Origin of the sequence: Aureispira anguillae (genome assembly GCF_026000115.1) — a bacterium.
Classification (GTDB): Bacteria; Bacteroidota; Bacteroidia; order Chitinophagales; family Saprospiraceae; genus Aureispira; species Aureispira anguillae.
Genome location: NZ_AP026867.1, coordinates 3,468,949 through 3,485,075, shown reverse-complemented (window position 1 = coordinate 3,485,075; position 16,127 = coordinate 3,468,949). Strand labels below are relative to the sequence as shown.

At 35.9% G+C, this 16,127-nt stretch carries 12 protein-coding genes; 8 read left to right on the top strand and 4 right to left on the bottom strand.

Going from position 1 to position 16,127, the window contains the following annotated elements; translation table 11 throughout:
• The first annotated feature begins 91 nt into the window (after positions 1–91).
• The 8 genes from AsAng_RS13415 (at position 92) to AsAng_RS13380 (ending at position 12,042) form a co-directional block, all read left to right on the top strand.
• Positions 92–478, top strand: coding sequence for a BlaI/MecI/CopY family transcriptional regulator (locus AsAng_RS13415; RefSeq protein ID WP_264793311.1), 387 nt, complete (start codon positions 92–94; stop codon positions 476–478).
• Positions 471–1,787 carry a peptidoglycan DD-metalloendopeptidase family protein gene (locus AsAng_RS13410; RefSeq protein WP_264793310.1) on the top strand — a complete coding sequence of 439 codons (1,317 nt, stop codon included), beginning with the start codon at positions 471–473 and terminating at the stop codon, positions 1,785–1,787. The genes AsAng_RS13415 and AsAng_RS13410 overlap by 8 nt, the downstream gene beginning before the upstream one ends.
• A gap of 297 nt (positions 1,788–2,084) precedes the next feature.
• The gene (locus AsAng_RS13405; RefSeq protein WP_264793309.1) at positions 2,085–4,901 is read left to right on the top strand and encodes a CHAT domain-containing protein; all 2,817 of its coding nucleotides are present in this window, start codon (positions 2,085–2,087) and stop codon (positions 4,899–4,901) included.
• Positions 4,902–5,163: 262 nt separating this feature from the next.
• Complete coding sequence (locus tag AsAng_RS13400; protein ID WP_264793308.1) at positions 5,164–5,754, top strand: gamma-glutamylcyclotransferase family protein; 591 nt, start codon at positions 5,164–5,166, stop codon at positions 5,752–5,754.
• An 18-nt stretch (positions 5,755–5,772) separates the two neighbouring features.
• Complete coding sequence (locus AsAng_RS13395) at positions 5,773–8,148, top strand: hypothetical protein (protein ID WP_264793307.1); 2,376 nt, start codon at positions 5,773–5,775, stop codon at positions 8,146–8,148.
• Positions 8,149–8,310: 162 nt separating this feature from the next.
• Positions 8,311–9,471, top strand: a complete 1,161-nt coding sequence (locus tag AsAng_RS13390) for a homogentisate 1,2-dioxygenase (RefSeq protein WP_264793306.1) — start codon at positions 8,311–8,313, stop codon at positions 9,469–9,471.
• A gap of 190 nt (positions 9,472–9,661) precedes the next feature.
• Positions 9,662–10,816: a 4-hydroxyphenylpyruvate dioxygenase gene (gene hppD, locus AsAng_RS13385; RefSeq protein ID WP_264793305.1), complete on the top strand. Its 1,155-nt coding sequence runs from the start codon at positions 9,662–9,664 to the stop codon at positions 10,814–10,816.
• 260 nt (positions 10,817–11,076) lie between these two features.
• Positions 11,077–12,042: a fatty acid desaturase family protein gene (locus AsAng_RS13380; RefSeq protein ID WP_264793304.1), complete on the top strand. Its 966-nt coding sequence runs from the start codon at positions 11,077–11,079 to the stop codon at positions 12,040–12,042.
• Between the two features lie 658 nt (positions 12,043–12,700).
• Here AsAng_RS13380 and AsAng_RS13375 read toward each other — a convergent pair.
• The 4 genes from AsAng_RS13375 to AsAng_RS13360 form a co-directional block, all read right to left on the bottom strand.
• A complete protein-coding gene (locus AsAng_RS13375; RefSeq protein ID WP_264793303.1) occupies positions 12,701–13,321 on the bottom strand; it encodes a response regulator transcription factor in 621 nt (206 codons plus the stop codon).
• A gap of 2 nt (positions 13,322–13,323) precedes the next feature.
• Complete coding sequence (locus tag AsAng_RS13370) at positions 13,324–14,619, bottom strand: hypothetical protein (protein WP_264793302.1); 1,296 nt, start codon at positions 14,617–14,619, stop codon at positions 13,324–13,326.
• 472 nt (positions 14,620–15,091) lie between these two features.
• A complete protein-coding gene (locus AsAng_RS13365; RefSeq protein WP_264793301.1) occupies positions 15,092–15,247 on the bottom strand; it encodes a hypothetical protein in 156 nt (51 codons plus the stop codon).
• Positions 15,248–15,544: 297 nt separating this feature from the next.
• Positions 15,545–16,063, bottom strand: a complete 519-nt coding sequence (locus AsAng_RS13360) for a hypothetical protein (RefSeq protein WP_264793300.1) — start codon at positions 16,061–16,063, stop codon at positions 15,545–15,547.
• Positions 16,064–16,127: the final 64 nt, after the last annotated feature.

The following is a 16,127-nucleotide window of genomic DNA, read 5'->3' as shown; positions in this document are numbered from 1 at the left end:
GAGAGCAATTCTGATAGACGCTAAAAAAAATTAACATTTAATTACTATAAAAATAGTTGTATTACTATAAAAATAGTCATATAATTGTACTATGAAAGGATTAACACAAGCTGAAGAACAAGTAATGCATCATTTATGGAAGCTCGAAAAGGCATTTCTAAAGGATATTATAGAAGCATACGATGAACCAAGACCCGCTTATACGACCGTATCAACGGTGATTCGGGTTTTGGTCAAAAAGAAATTCATTGCCTACAATACGTATGGAAAAACACATGAATATTACCCTTTAGTCAGTCGAGATATTTACTTTTCTGGCTTTTTTAAAGGATTTCTTGCTCGTTTTTTTAATAATTCTACTTCTAGCTTTGCTTCTTTTTTTACAAAAGATAAAGACCTATCTGTTCGTGAATTGGAGGAAATGAAGCAGATTATTGAACAACAAATAGCAGATAGAAAGCAGGACGATAATGGCTGAGTTTTTTAGGTCAATTTGCTTTTCGGCTATTGCCTTGGGGGTTTTTATGTTGTGCTATCGCTTTTTGCTGCAAAAACATTGTTCGTTCAAGGCTCAACGCCTAGCTTTAATGCTTATTTTGTTAGCTGTATTTGTGTTGCCTTTTATACAGATGCATGACTGGGGAGATTGGTTGCCTAATCTTAGCATTCATGCAATAGAATTGACCAAATGGGAGGACTTAAGTTCTACAGCTTGGTCTACCGAGAAACTACCTGTTGTACATCAATCATTAACTTGGGCTGATTTTTGGCTTTTTTTATCCTGGGGTTATTGCTTAGGGCTAATGATGGTGGGAGGGCGTTTTTGTATTCAAATTTTATCCGTGTTACGGACACTATTTAGTGCTGAAATTAGGTTAAAAAATGGTTACAAATACGTATTGGTAGAACGCCCAAGGGTAGCTGCTGCTTTTATGGGCTATATCTTTATTAGTAAAGATATATGGCAGTCCGATGATTACCTACTTATTGCTCAACATGAAGAGGTTCATGTTCGACAATGGCATAGTATTGATAGAGTTTTAACAGAAGTTTTATACGTTTTTCAGTGGTTTAACCCTTTCATATATTGGTTTCGAAGGGACTTGACAGAACTACACGAATATTTAGCAGATCAAGGAGTTGTAAAAAGTGGAGTAGATCCTATTTTTTATCAACAACTCATTATGAAATATGCTACTAATTCTAAGTTGGCAAGTTTTGGAAACCAATTCAACCATTCATTAACTTTAAAACGTATTACAATGATTGCTCATTATAATCAATTAGAAAATAAATCTTTTTATAGAATATTTTTACTCATTCCTATTTTTATTGCTTTGAATTGCTTAGTTGGTTTTCAGTCTAAAACAACCACTTCTACCAATGGAGCATTTATTTTGCCTATAAAAACAGGAGATTTTAAGTCCTTAGTCGGTTATGGTATGCGAATGCATCCTATTTATAAGGTTAAGAAACTACATACAGGAGTTGATTTCATTGCAGCAGAGGGAACGGTTGTCTTAGCAGTCAAGGATGGCAAAGTTACTCGTTTGGAAGAGAAAGAAACAGGTTATGGAAAGAATATTGTTTTAACAATTGATGATGAATACAGTGTGCTTTATGCTCATTTGGCTAGCTTTTCTGTAAAAATAGGTGATGTGGTAAAACAGGGAATGCCTATAGGATTGGTTGGGAATACAGGAGCAACGACCAATGCGCATCTTCATTTTGAAATGATCAAAAATGGCAAAAAAATAAATCCAGTGGGTTTATTGCCTAAGTTTTAAGCGATCTTTCTCTAAATCTAAAACGCCTAATTAACTTGTCAAAGAGCAAAGTTAATTAGGCGTTTTTTTTTATTTTGGGATAAATGTTTGAATGTGAGTGATTTTTATAGTTATTTTGAAAAATGTACAGTTATGAAATTTCTCTCCTGTAAGAAGTAACTTTAACCGTATTTTGAGTTTAGGTCTAAAAAGCAATAGTAAGATTGATAGTGAGTGAGTTAGATCGGCTTGAATTCGTCAATAAATAAACTTACTCGTCATAGTTGTACTTCTTAATGTCCTAAATAACTTGAAATTATGAGAAGCAGTCTTTTGTGTTTAATTTGTCTTTTATGGCTAGATGTCAGTTTTGCTCAGCTGCCAGATAGTGTTTTGAATCGTGTAAGTGAAATAGACAGCCTTTTTTATTGGTATGAAACTAGAGGGCAATTTGTAAAAGGGTTAAAGCTTGCTGAACAATTGGTTGAAGAGACAGAAGATGAAAATGTAGCAGCTTATGTTCATGCGTTGTTTTTTTTAGTCAACTTTCAGGAACAAAACTCGCTTTACCAAGAAGCGGAAAAAACCTGTCATAAACTGTTGGATGTTATTGAAAAAGAAGAAGGAAAGGAAAGTACTGTCTATGCTCAGACTTTGTTGCTTTCTGGAAAAATATCGTCTTTTTCTGGACAACTACAACGGGCTGAACGACAGGTGTTAGAAGCGTATAATATTATAAAAAAAATAATGGGGACAAATAACCCTTATTATACCAATGCCTTAACGTTATTGGGACTTGTTTACATGGACAATGATAAGTTGGTTGAAGCAACAAAGGCGTTAGTAAAGGCAAAAGAAAATCACCTGAAACTTGCTGGTAAAATGAATGAGACTTATACCTCTATCATTAGTTATTTGACCATCTTGTACGAGCGGCAAGAGCAAATTCCTGAAGCAATAGCCACAGCTTTAGAGGCCTTGGAAATACAGGAAAAAGTCGGGGGAAAAGATCTGATATATACGCATCGACTTTCGGAGGTAGCTCGGCTATATTATAAACATGGAAAACCTGATTTGGCAGAAACATTGGCTGCCGAGGTTTTGGAACTCTGCAAGAATATTGTTGGTTATAGAAATCGTTTTACTTTAAGAGCCATTGTTCTTAATGGCAATGTAAAGTATGCGCAACAGGATTATTTAGAAGGATTGGCTGATGCAAAAATGACCCTTAGTCTAAATTCACTAGATCCTGCTCATTCAATGGATACAACAACTTGGGAAAGCCTATTTAAATCTTTGACAGAGGTAGACTTTTTTTTATCTTTTGATGTACTGGAGGAAAGCTTTAAATTAGTGGAGCTTTTTTTCAAAAAATTATACGAAAAAACAAAGGACAAAGAATGGTTGAGATTACAATATATCCTGTACCAAACTCAGAACGAAATTAATAATAAAGTAAGAAACTCTTTTAGGACTGAAGGCGATAAATTACAGTTGATTCAACAAAATGCTTCCTTGGCTCAAAAAGGAGTAATGACCGCTTTAGAGTTGGATTGCGAGGATTGTTTGGAGGGGGCTTTTTTGTTGGCGCAAGAAAATAAGTCAAGGCTTTTGGATGAAGCGATCAGAATGAATGAGGCAAAAAAAATTGGCTATCTTCCTGACCATTTAGAAGAAAAGGAGCAAAAACTTCAAGAAGAATTGGCACAGATCAAAGGAAAATTAGCGGCTGTTTCACCAGAGGATACCACCTATAATATTCTGATTGCAGAATTCAATGAAATAAATCAGACCATTGCAGAATTTCAGAGGGATTTAGAACAAGCCTATCCAAAATATTATAATGCTAAATATAATAATAAATTACTATCTTTGGAGCAGATACAAAAGGATTTAAAGAAAGACCAATTGCTGTTGGATTATTTGGTTACTCCTTCCAAAATGTATGTGTTTGTAATCAGTTGGGAAACAATAGAGGTAAAGGAGATAGGGATCGATCAAGACCAATTATTAGCCCAAGTTGAACGCTTAAGACTAGCGATTAGTGATTATGATTTTTTTAGTGAAGATCGGGACTATGCCTATCGAGAATATTGCAAAGTAGCGCATTGGTTTTATCAAATGTTGATCAAAGATATTATACCACCAAATAGCAATTCAATCCAACAACTAATCATAATTCCCGATGGAAAATTGGGTTATTTACCTTTTGATGTGTTTTTAACAGAGGCATTGGATAATCAAGCAAAAAAAGCGTACAATCAGTTGCCTTATTTATTGAATTTTTATCAAATTAGTTATAATTATTCTGTGAGTTTATGGTGGAAGAACCAAAACTCTACGACAGTTTCTAACAATGGTCATTTATTGGCTTATGCTCCTAGTTATTCGAATGAATTAAACGATGAGCAATTGAAAAAAATAGATTCAGAGCGGTTGTTAACGATTCGAAAAAAATTGACCCCTTTGTCTCAATGCATAGAGGAAGTAACGGGTTTGTCTAAGTTTTTTGAAGGGGAGTTTAGAACAAAGAGAGCAGCAACAGAGGCTAACTTTAAACAAGACATAGGGCATTATGACATTATTCATTTGGCAATGCATGGGGTGTTAGATAAAGAGGAGCCTTTATTGTCTTCTTTAGCCTTTACAGAAATAGGAGATAGTCTGGAAGATAATTTTTTGCAGGCCTATGAGATTTCTCAAATGGACATTAATGCTCAATTGGTGGTACTCTCTGCTTGCGAAACAGGATTTGGTAAATTTGAACAAGGGGAGGGAGTCATGAGTTTAGCTCGGTCATTTATGTATGCGGGTGTTCCTTCTTTGGTGGTATCGCTTTGGCAAATTAATGACTTGTCCACAGCAATTATTATGCAGCACTTTTATGGAGGATTGGCTAAAGGCTTGAATAAATCATTGGCATTAAAAGAGGCCAAACAAAAATACTTAGCAGGAACAAAAGGTTTGGCTTCGCATCCTATTTTTTGGGCTTCTTTTATTCAATTGGGCGATGATAGACCTGTTCTTTTGTATACCAAAAGGAATAAAGTGTGGTGGTCAATCTTTGGGGGCGGAATTGGACTGTTGGGACTGCTGCTTTTATTTCGAATCTTCAGAAAAAGAAGAGAAAAATAAGGCTTATAACATTAAAACATGCCTGAGTGAAGGACAAAACTAAAAAATAGGCTAACTAAGAACTTCTGTTTAACTCTTTATTAGATCGTTTTTAGATTTTAGACTCCAGTTAAGTGTTTGTTGGAGTCTAAAATCTAATGTCTAAAGGCATAGCGATTTAAAAATAGTTGTTGTCTCCTTTTATTTTTTACAACCTAATAGGATTTATAGTTTTGTCCTGTACTCAGAAAAAATTCACTATTAACAAATTATAAAATACAGTATGGAAAACGAAAAGGTGGTTATCGTAGGTTTTGGAACACTTTTATTGCAGGAATCTCTTGGAGATACCGTTGGTAAACAAAAGAAATTTACACCCATCATTGTAAAAGGTTATCGTAGATTATTTAATTTATTACCAGATCATTATGAGGCAGACAATCGCCTTAGAAGCGATGCCTCTGAAATAGGAGCAGCAAATATTGAACCTGCTGAAGGCATTCAATTTAATGGTCTGAGTTTTGAAGCAAATGCGAGTGATTTAGAAAATTTAGACCAACGGGAGCGTTATTACAAACGTTCGGTCGTTGATTATTTTGATTTTGAAACGGGCGAAAAATTAGGGCAATGCCATGTTTACGAATCTCCTTTGGATGCTCGTTGGTTGGTGCGTGACAACAATAAATTGCTGCCGTTGTGGAGAGATATTGTTTATGCTCGTGTGGGAGCTTATCGAATTAGTGAAGCCTTTGGTAAAATGTATGACGCAACTACTTATTTGGCAGATGGAAAAACATTATTGGTTGATTACTATAAAGAGCATTTAGAGGCATTAGAAGATCTAGAATCGGTTCGTCTTCAATATCAAAAATAACTATAGTTTGCACGAATTATGAAAGAAAAGGATTTTTCGATACGAAACAACCACCTGAAAGTGCAAATGGATGGTGGCCGTCTTTGGCAGGTTCCTGTTCGCCAACAAACTGAAATGGGTGTAGATTTAGCGGTAAAGTCTAAAAAGCTATCCGTTTATCTGTGCCCTGATGATATGGCTTCTATGGTTCAAGATGCCTTATTGGACTTAATTCGTGAACGTAGTTGGTTTTATTATATTACGTTACAGCTAAAGAAAAGAATCCCTTCTTTATTGTTGTTAATACCAATTGCCTTAACGGTAGTTTTTATTGGTTTTATAACAGTATGGGGGGATTTAGTGATCAATTGGGTTTTTCTTGGAGAGAATGCACCCACTGTATTTGGTTTAAACATGAACCAATCTGCCATCATTTATGCTATTGTGGCAATTTTGGTAATTTATTTTTTTCCCGTTTTATTTACGGGCGAGCAAGAAGGATTCATCGAGGCTTTAAACGAGCGCTTTTCCAATCGAGAAGAGTTGCGGAAGCGGCTGACCTTGCTGTTAACCTTTCTGAAAGAGCAAGATTATGTACACACGCTAGAGATATGGAACCCTGATTTGTCAAATGAACAGCACGATTGGGTCGGCAAAAGTTTGATTCCTGCTTTGTTGGATGTTCAGATGGAAATTGTATTGCACATTCGAATTGATGAACGAAAATTGGTTGAAAATTATTTTCAACAGCGGGTAGAGCAGGATTTGATTTGGGATGAAATAGCAATGGAAAAACAAGATCCCTTAACAATCAAACCCATTGCTTATGAATATCTTGAAACTTGGGAAAAAAGTTTATTAGCTGTTTATGTTTTTGCTTCTACAGCAAGTTTGCCCCAGCATTGGCGAATCCTAGAGGGGGGAATTAATGACGGGGTGTTGCATAATGTGGTTTCTTTGCGTTTGGTTAAAGTATTGGTAGAACGTTTTAAGGAACGGTTGTTTCCCGAAGAAGATTTAGCCAAATTGATTTCTTTGGATTTATTTGCTAGTCGTTGTTTGAATGATTATGGTATTTTATCTCCATCCTTGCGGTATACCAGTGATATTTGGCAAATAGCAGAACAGGTTGTTGGGCTTGAACGGCAGGCGGTAGAAGAAGAAATGAAATTTATGACTTCTTTCTTAAAAACAGAGATTGCTGCATTGATTACCGTTTTGGATGACCCTATTGCTGCGCTTAAACTAAATAGCATTCAAGAAAAAGAAAGTATTTACAATGAACATCGTCTTATTGCGATTCGTTTTTTTGTTACCGTTATTCATGAATCTGAACAATATAAAGTTTTAAAAAAATATTGGAATTTAGCGATTGGCAATCCCAATGCAAGCAAGGATATGAATGAAGACGTTTATCGAATTATTGGCGTTGATTTATTATTGCAATTGACGACTATTTTTGAACGTGCTGCTATGTATGATAATGCTCGCATTGCTTTAGATTATATTGAACGAATCTTTCCATTTAGGGGGATTGTTGGCAAAGCACGAATTAAGGAGCGTCAGGGAAATTTTGAAACCTCTGTCGTAGATATGTTGGCTGTGCTAGAGGATTGGAAAACTGGAAAAATTAATTTAAAAGATAGCTCTATTATTGATCTAAATCTCAATATTTCTTGGGCAATTGTGAGCGGTAGATTAGAGAGCCGTAGAAACATTGGACGGTTGGCAATTGGCGAGGCCAAAGAATTATTATATCGTAAATTTGATGCTATTCGAAATAATGACCAAACGATTCGATTGTATAATATTTTGGCGAATTACGAAGAGTGGGAAGGGCATCCAGAGGGCGCTATTCTCAATTATGATAAAGCCTTACAAATTCCAGGGGTTAGCCAATCTGGCTTGAGTAATTTGTTGGTGAACAAAGGCATTGCACTACGCCAAATCAAGTGCCTAAAAGAAGGTGCTTTTTATGGGGAACAAGGAGTTGAGATCAAAACAGCTATTGGAGATGCCGATCAATTGCCTATTGCTCAGCACAACCTTGCCCAAACTTATATTGAATTAGCTTTTTCAATCCAAGAACCAGAAAAACGTCGAACTTATTTTGAGGCTGCTTTAAAACATACTAAAGATGGCTTAGAGATTCAAGAACAAACGGGATCGGTCAAAAAACAAGGACAATTATTGGCAGAATATTTTGTTAGTGAGTTCGAATTAATAAAATTGGATCAAGGAAACATTGCTGATACTATTCCTAGTTTAGAACGAGTACAACAGTGGTTATTGACAGAAAAAGAAGCAGGCAGAGCAGCTCGTTATGATTGTCGGGTTGTAGTTAGTGAATTGTTAGGGGCTTTGGATGAGTTTGGAGAAAAAACCTTAGAGGAGGCAATTCTATGGAAAATGTAAGTTGAATTTTGTATTTGTAATGCTTTGATATTTAGGTGTTGGTGGCTTGTTTGTAATAAGAGGAGGTTAAGGAAGGAGGAGTCATAGTTTTTTTGTACTTTTGTTTTATCTGAAATAGATTAGTTAACCACAATTTATCACACAAAAAGTACAGAATTAATTATGGCTTTTTATCAAAAGAAAGGAAAGATTCCGAACAAACGACACGTTCAATTTCGAAAGGAGGACGGAAGTTTGTATGCGGAAGAATTGGTGAGTACAGAGGGCTTTGCAGCTAATTATTCACTCATTTACCATGCACATCCTCCTACTTTGGTCAAAGAAATAGGAGAACCCTATTCTGTTGCCCCCAAAATTGCTGTTGAGAAAAATCTAAAATCTTTATCTTTGAGTACCTTTAAGGTCAAGCCTGAAGCAGATTACTTAAAGAGTAGAGTGGTTTTGATGGTCAACAATGATTTGCAAATTGGTGTGGCTGCTCCCAAAGGAGAAAAAATGGATTATTTCTTCAAGAACGGAGATGCAGACGAAATGCTTTTTGTTCATGAAGGAGAGGGGACCGTGCATACGATTTATGGCGACTTAGATTTTGGCTATGGTGATTATATTATTTTGCCTAGAGGAACAATTTATCAGATTGAATTTAAGACGGAAAATAATCGCTTGTTTTTTCTAGAGTCATTCAGTCCTATCCACTTGCCTAAGCGTTATCAAAATGGCGAAGGACAATTGATGGAACATGCGCCTTTTTGTGAGCGAGATATTCGCACGCCCGAAAATTTGAAAATGCACGATGAGCACGGTGACTTTAAAGTTTTGATTAAAAAACAAGGCTTGATCTTCCCATACACCTATGCAACGCATCCATTTGATGCAGTAGGCTGGGATGGCTATCATTATCCTTACATTTTCTCTATTCATGACTTTGAACCAATTACAGGACGAGTGCATCAGCCACCGCCAGTACATCAGACTTTTTCTGGAGCAGGTTTCGTAGTCTGTTCTTTCTGTCCTCGTAAGTACGACTATCATCCGCAAGCAATTCCAGCACCTTATCACCATAGCAATGTGGATTCAGACGAAGTGTTGTATTATGTAGATGGTGATTTTATGAGCCGAAACAACATCCAAAAAGGGCAAATTACATTACATCCTGGAGGAATTCCTCACGGACCGCATCCTGGTGCCGCAGAGCGTAGCATTGGGGTAGAAGATACTGAAGAATTAGCTGTAATGGTAGATCCTTTCCGTCCATTCCAAATTACAGAAGCAGCTTTGGAAATTCAGGATCCTAATTATTACTTGTCTTGGTTAGAACATTAAATCAGGAAAAATGAATTATAATCTAATTAGTAAAATTTCAGAAAAACAACGAATCAAATTAGCGATTCAGAGTAGTGCTATGTGGTAAGGACTGGGTTTTGCATATTGTGGTGGTGCAAAACCAAATGTTATATACCAAAATTTTAATATTAATCAACGAGGAAAATAATTCCATTAAAATAGAATAATCATGGCAGATAATTTAAAAGAATTGGATAACGTAAGATATGGGCTTGAAAAAATCTTTGATGAAGCAGAAGATTTTTTACCGTTATTGGGAACAGATTATGTAGAATTGTATGTAGGAAATGCAAAACAATCTGCACATTTTTATAAAACAGCATTTGGATTTCAATCTTTGGCTTATTGTGGTTTAGAAACGGGGGTAAAAGATAGAACTTCTTATGTTTTGGTACAAGATAAAATTCGTTTGGTCTTAACGACTCCAATGTCAGAAGAGGGACCTATTGCTGAACATATCAAAAAGCATGGCGATGGCGTAAAAGTAGTAGCACTTTGGGTAGATGATGCAACCAAGGCTTACGAGGAAACAACTAAGCGTGGTGGTAAGCCTTTTATGGAGCCTACAACAGAAACAGATGAGCATGGCGAGGTAGTTCGTTCTGGAATTTATACTTATGGAGAAACGGTTCATATTTTTGTAGAGCGCAAAAATTATAATGGGGTATTTATGCCTGGCTTCAAAAAATGGGAGTCTAATTACAATCCCAAATCGGTTGGTTTGAAATACATCGACCACATGGTCGGAAATGTTGGTTGGGGCGAAATGAATACGTGGGTAGATTATTATGCCAATGTAATGGGCTTTGCCAATTTGATTAGTTTTGACGATAAGGATATTTCAACGGAATATACAGCATTGATGTCTAAGGTAATGACCAATGGCAATGGACGGGTAAAATTCCCGATTAATGAACCTGCTGAGGGAAAGAAAAAATCTCAAATTGAAGAATATTTGGATTTTTACCAAGGGGCAGGAATTCAACACATTGCAGTGGCAACGGATGACATCTTAAGTACGGTTAAGGAAATGACAGCTCGTGGAATTGAGTTTTTGTATGTTCCTGGAACGTACTATGATACCGTCTTGGATCGTGTTGGTGAGATTGATGAAGAAATCTTAAAGCTAAAAGAGTTGGGGATTTTGGTAGATCGTGATGATGAAGGGTATTTGTTACAAATCTTTACCAAACCTGTAGTAGATCGTCCAACGATGTTCTTTGAAATTATTCAGCGTAAAGGAGCACAATCGTTTGGCAAAGGTAATTTTAAAGCTTTGTTTGAGTCTATTGAGGCAGAACAAGCTAGAAGAGGTACATTGTAATCACTTAGATGGGGGTTAAATCCTTTTTTAATTGAGCTAAAAAGCTAGTAATGTTAAGGTCGTTTTATCTTAGGATTGCTAGCTTTTTTTTTGCTCAGAAGCCAATTTGCATTACTTCGTGGGAAACCCGAACAGAGCTTGCGACCTTACGAACCCAGCTTGCTGATCTATGAGGGACGAACTAAGCGTAGCGCTCATGACCGCAGGGAGTAATCCACGAAGTATTAAATTTATTTACCAACAATCAATTAATCGATCCAATGCATCAGATACCAACCGCTCCTTATCTTACAGCAGAAGAGAAAAAACAGCTCCTAGAAATGAACGATTTCCAAGCGTTAATAGAAGTAGCTGCTCATTGGGCATGGATTGTTTTTGCCTTATTATTGCCTTATTTTTTTCTAAATCCCCTAACGGTTCTTTTGTCGCTATTTATACTGGGAGGAAAGCAGTTGGCTTGTGCTATTTTATTGCACGATGCGTCTCATTATTCCGTTTTTAGCAACAAAAAACTCAACGATTGGGTGGGGAATTGGTTGGGAGCCTATCCCATCTTTCAAAATATGCTGGCCTACCGTCCTTATCACAAAATTCATCATTTATATACAGGTTTAGAAGAAGATCCTGACCTGCTTTTGACAAGAGGATACCCTACCTCAAAGAAGAGCATGCTGCGTAAATTTTTTAGAGATTTATCGGGACAAACAGGCGTAAAAGCATTTTTGGGGTTGGTTTTAATGCGCTTAGGCTACTTAGAATACAACCTAGGGAATAAGGTGGTAAAAATTGCACAGGAGGATCGAAGTTGGGGGGAATTTTTGCAGATATTTATCACAAAGCTATGGCAGCCCATTGTTGCTAATTTTTTTATTTTTGTATTGTTGTACTTACTTGCCTCAGGTTGGTTGTATTTACTTTGGGTAACAGCCTATCTAACTACCTTTCAATTTTGTATTCGAGTGCGTTCTATGGCCGAACACTCTGTGGTAGAAGATACGACCAATCCGATCTTAAATACTAGAACAACTTATGCCAATCGATTAGAGCGAATGCTATTTGCACCCTATTATGTCAATTATCACGTTGAACATCATCTGTTAATGGGAGTGCCTTCGTATAATTTGCCCCAGTTGCATCAAATTATTAAAAAGAGAGGCTTTTATGAACAGGGAGTACTGGCTGCTAATTATTGGCAAGTTATAAAAATGGCGATAAAAGAAAAATAAGGTATCCAAAAAGATTAGGCAAATTGATGGATTATTTATGAGGCTTTATTGAGGGATTTTAAGGAGTAAAACAAATGTATTCGCCCTAATATATTTGCTACTATTTTTGCAACGAAACGTTTGACAATGAGCTTTCTTTGAATCATTTTCTAAGCATCACATAACCCATTTTTAGAGTTTTTTTTTGGTGGGCATATGACTGATTGGGAACAAAGTACGCCGCAGAAAGCTGCTATTTTTCTGTAAGATGACCGCAGGGAACTGCGTAAGCTTGGTACAAGGTACCAAAGGCATAGCATGAAGGTTTTTGTTTCCCTTCATTTTAATAGATTCTCAATCTATTAAAATAAAGCTCATATCTGAGCGAAGCGAGTTTCTGAAAGCCTAAGCTTGCAAGAAGATACTTTGTCCAAGAAGTCATCCAGTCCTAGCGTTTTTGGTTCTTTTTGGGCAATGCAAAAAGAACAATAGGTATTGATTACCCCGCTTTTTGTTATTTTGCCCCCCAAATAAGGGCTAGATTAAAACTTCCAATGTTCACTTCATTAAAAAGAAACAATTGGATTTATTGCTATAGGTTAACAAACAGTATTTTATAGTTTAATGAAATTGCTAAAATATGTTTTTGTTTTACTACTGAATCACCCTACTTAAGCAATTATTCCTTACAGATCGTTGGACCATTTATAATAGGGCGACTATTCGATTTAGGTAAATGTTCCTCTAATTGAAGCGCACTATCTTTTTTATAATACGGCTTTCTTGTCAACCCAATTTTCTCTTGTTTTTTGTCCAAAAGAGGTTTCGGTAAAATAGGATTTTGGTTGGCTAAAATTGAAGGATTACGTTTTTGCATAACCCGATAAGAGGTAAATTTTTTTATAGGATAGTTGGGAATGAGTTCTTTTACTTTTTTTAGAATAGCACTTTGGGCGATACCAATATCCAATATGGTGGCGTTTATTTCCTTTGAAGCCGAAATTACTATGGATTGAGAATTGGGAGCTGTTCGTAATATTATTGCAGGAGAGTGAGCTGTCTGTAATTTTGAAGCTAAAAGAATTCCTGCTAGCTGCTCATTAACTTGCTCTCCTTCAATTTTTGTGCAGCCTGTTAGACTAACATCAATCATAGCTAAAGCAATTTGTCCTTTTTGTTGGAGTGCAATATCTACACTATTTGTTGTAATAACAGCATAACCTGCTTCCTCTAAGTTAGATTGGATATTGTCTCTTGTTGTTTGTTTATCTTTAAGGATAAGAATAGTATTCTTTTTCATAATTATAAGGTTGATTTAGAAAAATGAATAATTCTAGGTTCTATGGCTTCACGACCAGCTGTAGTATTTTCATTGTCACTATCTTGCAAGGTAAAACCAGTTGCAATCCATGACTTGCCATCGGGGTGAGGTCTGCAAGCTAAATAATCGCCCCATTTGTTACCCCTAGGAAAATGCGTACCAATGACTGTAGATTGGATTAGCCAATGATTAGGTTCATTCGAATCTAAAATACCAACACAATGACTTGGAGGAAGGGAAGGGCCACCTCTAAATAGGGTAATTCCTACATCTCCCTCTTGGTTAACAGCAGCATCGGGATAGGCATAAGCATAATCTTCATTCCAAATATCAGGTTCGTCTAAAATACTAGGAGCTTCCTTGTCCAATTCTTCTTCTTTGATTCTGACAACCCTTATAAATGGATAAGGTCTATGTTCATCGTGATTAGCGGTCCACATAAAACCAAGAACTCCTTTGGCAAACCATGCTCCTGTTACTCTATCATCGCATCGGTTTAACCATGTTCGCCCCAAACTATTTTCATCCGAATAATCATGCCCTACGTCATTCCAAGGACTAATGGCAATTTTTTTCTCATACATATCATTGGTGTGCTCGTCCCAGATAAGGAGTTGTAGTTGATTGCTATTGTTGTGACTGGCAAAGAACATTTTATGGTGAGCGCCTTGTGTAGCTCTCCACGGAGACACCGTATTTTGTATATATTGGCTATTTATTTTTTCAGGCTGTTCTGTGTTTTCTGCATTGGCAAGGTCTTTCAACGAAAATTTCAAGACAACAAAACGAGTAAATTGGTTCGTAATGGTACTAAAAACATTAGTGCCTATATACAGATAGTTATCGGATACAACAGCGTGATTGTAATCAAACCACTCGTTATCCCATTCTTGATTGACCTCGCAAGGCGAAAAATCCCACCAGTACCAATCTGATCCACTTGAATTATGGTTAAAGTTTTTAACAGCGAGTCGTAACACATTAGTATTGCCAGCACTATTTTTATCGTATTGCAAAATCCAGAAAAGTAAATGATGTTGGATAGAAGCTATAGTGGTCTGATCACAATCAAATTGCCCCCCATTTGGAGGTTTGGGAAGGTGGGAATAAGGAGAGATATACTCCCAAGTAGTTCCATTATCTTCTGATTGTGCAGCAAACCAGTTGCCTGTTACAAATATAAAATCTTTATACTGTGATAAACTAGGTTCACAAATGCTAGAAGTTTGTTGTGCTATAACATCTTTAGGAATAGGACTATTTTTATGAATGATCATAAGTGACTATAAGCTATTAAAGGGTTAATTGGTAGATCAATCGGAAGCATTGACAAAATTACTTAAAATGATTGCAATACACACCATTTTAAACAATTCTAGTGATCATTACTCCATTGGAAATCTGAACGGAGTACGAAGTAGCAGCGCAGCTAATCGTACGGTAGCGTAAGTTGGTTTTTATGTTTTTTTGCTCGCTATGTTTGTGAGATAGTTCATAAAAAAGCATAAAAACCAACAGTACCATATATAATATAAAAACAAATTTTTAGAAAACGATTATTTGTTAAACGATTTATTTGTTTTTGTATAAAAAAGGGGAGGAGCGTAAAAGTCAAAGACTTGCTGAAAAAGAGGAAAAAATCTATTGTTGAGTTATAATAGACATAAATGATTGGGTATTCGATTGCTAAATTATAGCCAATACCTTAAATATTTTTACTAGAGGAGGATAAAAGTGAATCAATAACTCTTATTTTGATTTTACGAATAGTCCTCTTCTTTTGGTGCCCATTCTATCTTCTTTTTCTTTGAGTTCTTCTTTGGTTAGACGGGTTTGTTCCTTTTCCTGTTCTTTAGATTTTCCTTGCTTTACAGATTTACTAGTAGATTTTTTTACAACATTCATTTTTTTTAATAGCATAATATTTACTTTAAATATTAATTAATAAGGGTTAAAAAGTTTTTAAATTTAGTATAGGTAACGAAGCAGAATGGACGATGTGTTAAATTTAGCCGTATTAGTTTTGCTTTATTACTTAATTACAAGGTAACTGTCTGATTACATTAAAAATACGCTTTTATTCTTAATAAACGTAAAAAGTAGACCAAAAGTGCCCTTTTTATGTAAAAGAAACGCTAATAAACGATAAAAGGTTTAATTATGAGGGGATTATATAGGGAAATGCTCAGATGTTTGTAAGAATTATGGTTGTTCCAACTGTTCGATGCGTTGAATCAAATCTTGGATTAATTGAGCTTGTTCCTCAACTTTTTCTTTTAACGCTTGATTGCTACGTTCTAAGGCAGAAATATCAACCTGACTTGACGATAAAATACCACTAGGGCTAGCATAAATGATTCTATTGCCTTCTCCTTCTAAGGATTGTACCCTAAGCCCTCCATCTATGTGTAATTTTTCGGTAGGATTATAAGTGCCAACCCCAACATTTCCGCTAGAAGAATTGTTAGGGTTTAAAATGATATGCTTATCTTCTTCGGCAGTAATCCAAAAATGGCTACCAACAGTTGTAATATCAATCTCGTCACCATCTGTTCGAGCATAAAAAAACTTGGTTTGTTCCTTATTTTGTAAATTGATTCGATCACCTTCTACGACCAACTTATGTTTGGGTTCTGGAGTACCAATTCCTACATTTTGAGCTTGAATACAAGAACAAAAAGCGCATAAAATAATTAAGATAAAAGAGAGAGAGCACTTCATAAGCTGTTGATAAAATTAATGAAAAAAATTAACGGAGTATTAATATAAACGTATAATATTATAT

Bases quoted from the DNA above. Each gene is read 5' to 3' on its own strand.
- AsAng_RS13415 (WP_264793311.1), top strand. From the start codon at position 92: ATGAAAGGATTAACACAAGCTGAAGAACAAGTAATGCATCATTTATGG.
- AsAng_RS13410 (WP_264793310.1), top strand. From the start codon at position 471: ATGGCTGAGTTTTTTAGGTCAATTTGCTTTTCGGCTATTGCCTTGGGG.
- AsAng_RS13405 (WP_264793309.1), top strand. From the start codon at position 2,085: ATGAGAAGCAGTCTTTTGTGTTTAATTTGTCTTTTATGGCTAGATGTC.
- AsAng_RS13400 (WP_264793308.1), top strand. From the start codon at position 5,164: ATGGAAAACGAAAAGGTGGTTATCGTAGGTTTTGGAACACTTTTATTG.
- AsAng_RS13395 (WP_264793307.1), top strand. From the start codon at position 5,773: ATGAAAGAAAAGGATTTTTCGATACGAAACAACCACCTGAAAGTGCAA.
- AsAng_RS13390 (WP_264793306.1), top strand. From the start codon at position 8,311: ATGGCTTTTTATCAAAAGAAAGGAAAGATTCCGAACAAACGACACGTT.
- hppD (WP_264793305.1), top strand. From the start codon at position 9,662: ATGGCAGATAATTTAAAAGAATTGGATAACGTAAGATATGGGCTTGAA.
- AsAng_RS13380 (WP_264793304.1), top strand. From the start codon at position 11,077: ATGCATCAGATACCAACCGCTCCTTATCTTACAGCAGAAGAGAAAAAA.
- AsAng_RS13375 (WP_264793303.1), bottom strand. From the start codon at position 13,321: ATGAAAAAGAATACTATTCTTATCCTTAAAGATAAACAAACAACAAGA.
- AsAng_RS13370 (WP_264793302.1), bottom strand. From the start codon at position 14,619: ATGATCATTCATAAAAATAGTCCTATTCCTAAAGATGTTATAGCACAA.
- AsAng_RS13365 (WP_264793301.1), bottom strand. From the start codon at position 15,247: ATGAATGTTGTAAAAAAATCTACTAGTAAATCTGTAAAGCAAGGAAAA.
- AsAng_RS13360 (WP_264793300.1), bottom strand. From the start codon at position 16,063: ATGAAGTGCTCTCTCTCTTTTATCTTAATTATTTTATGCGCTTTTTGT.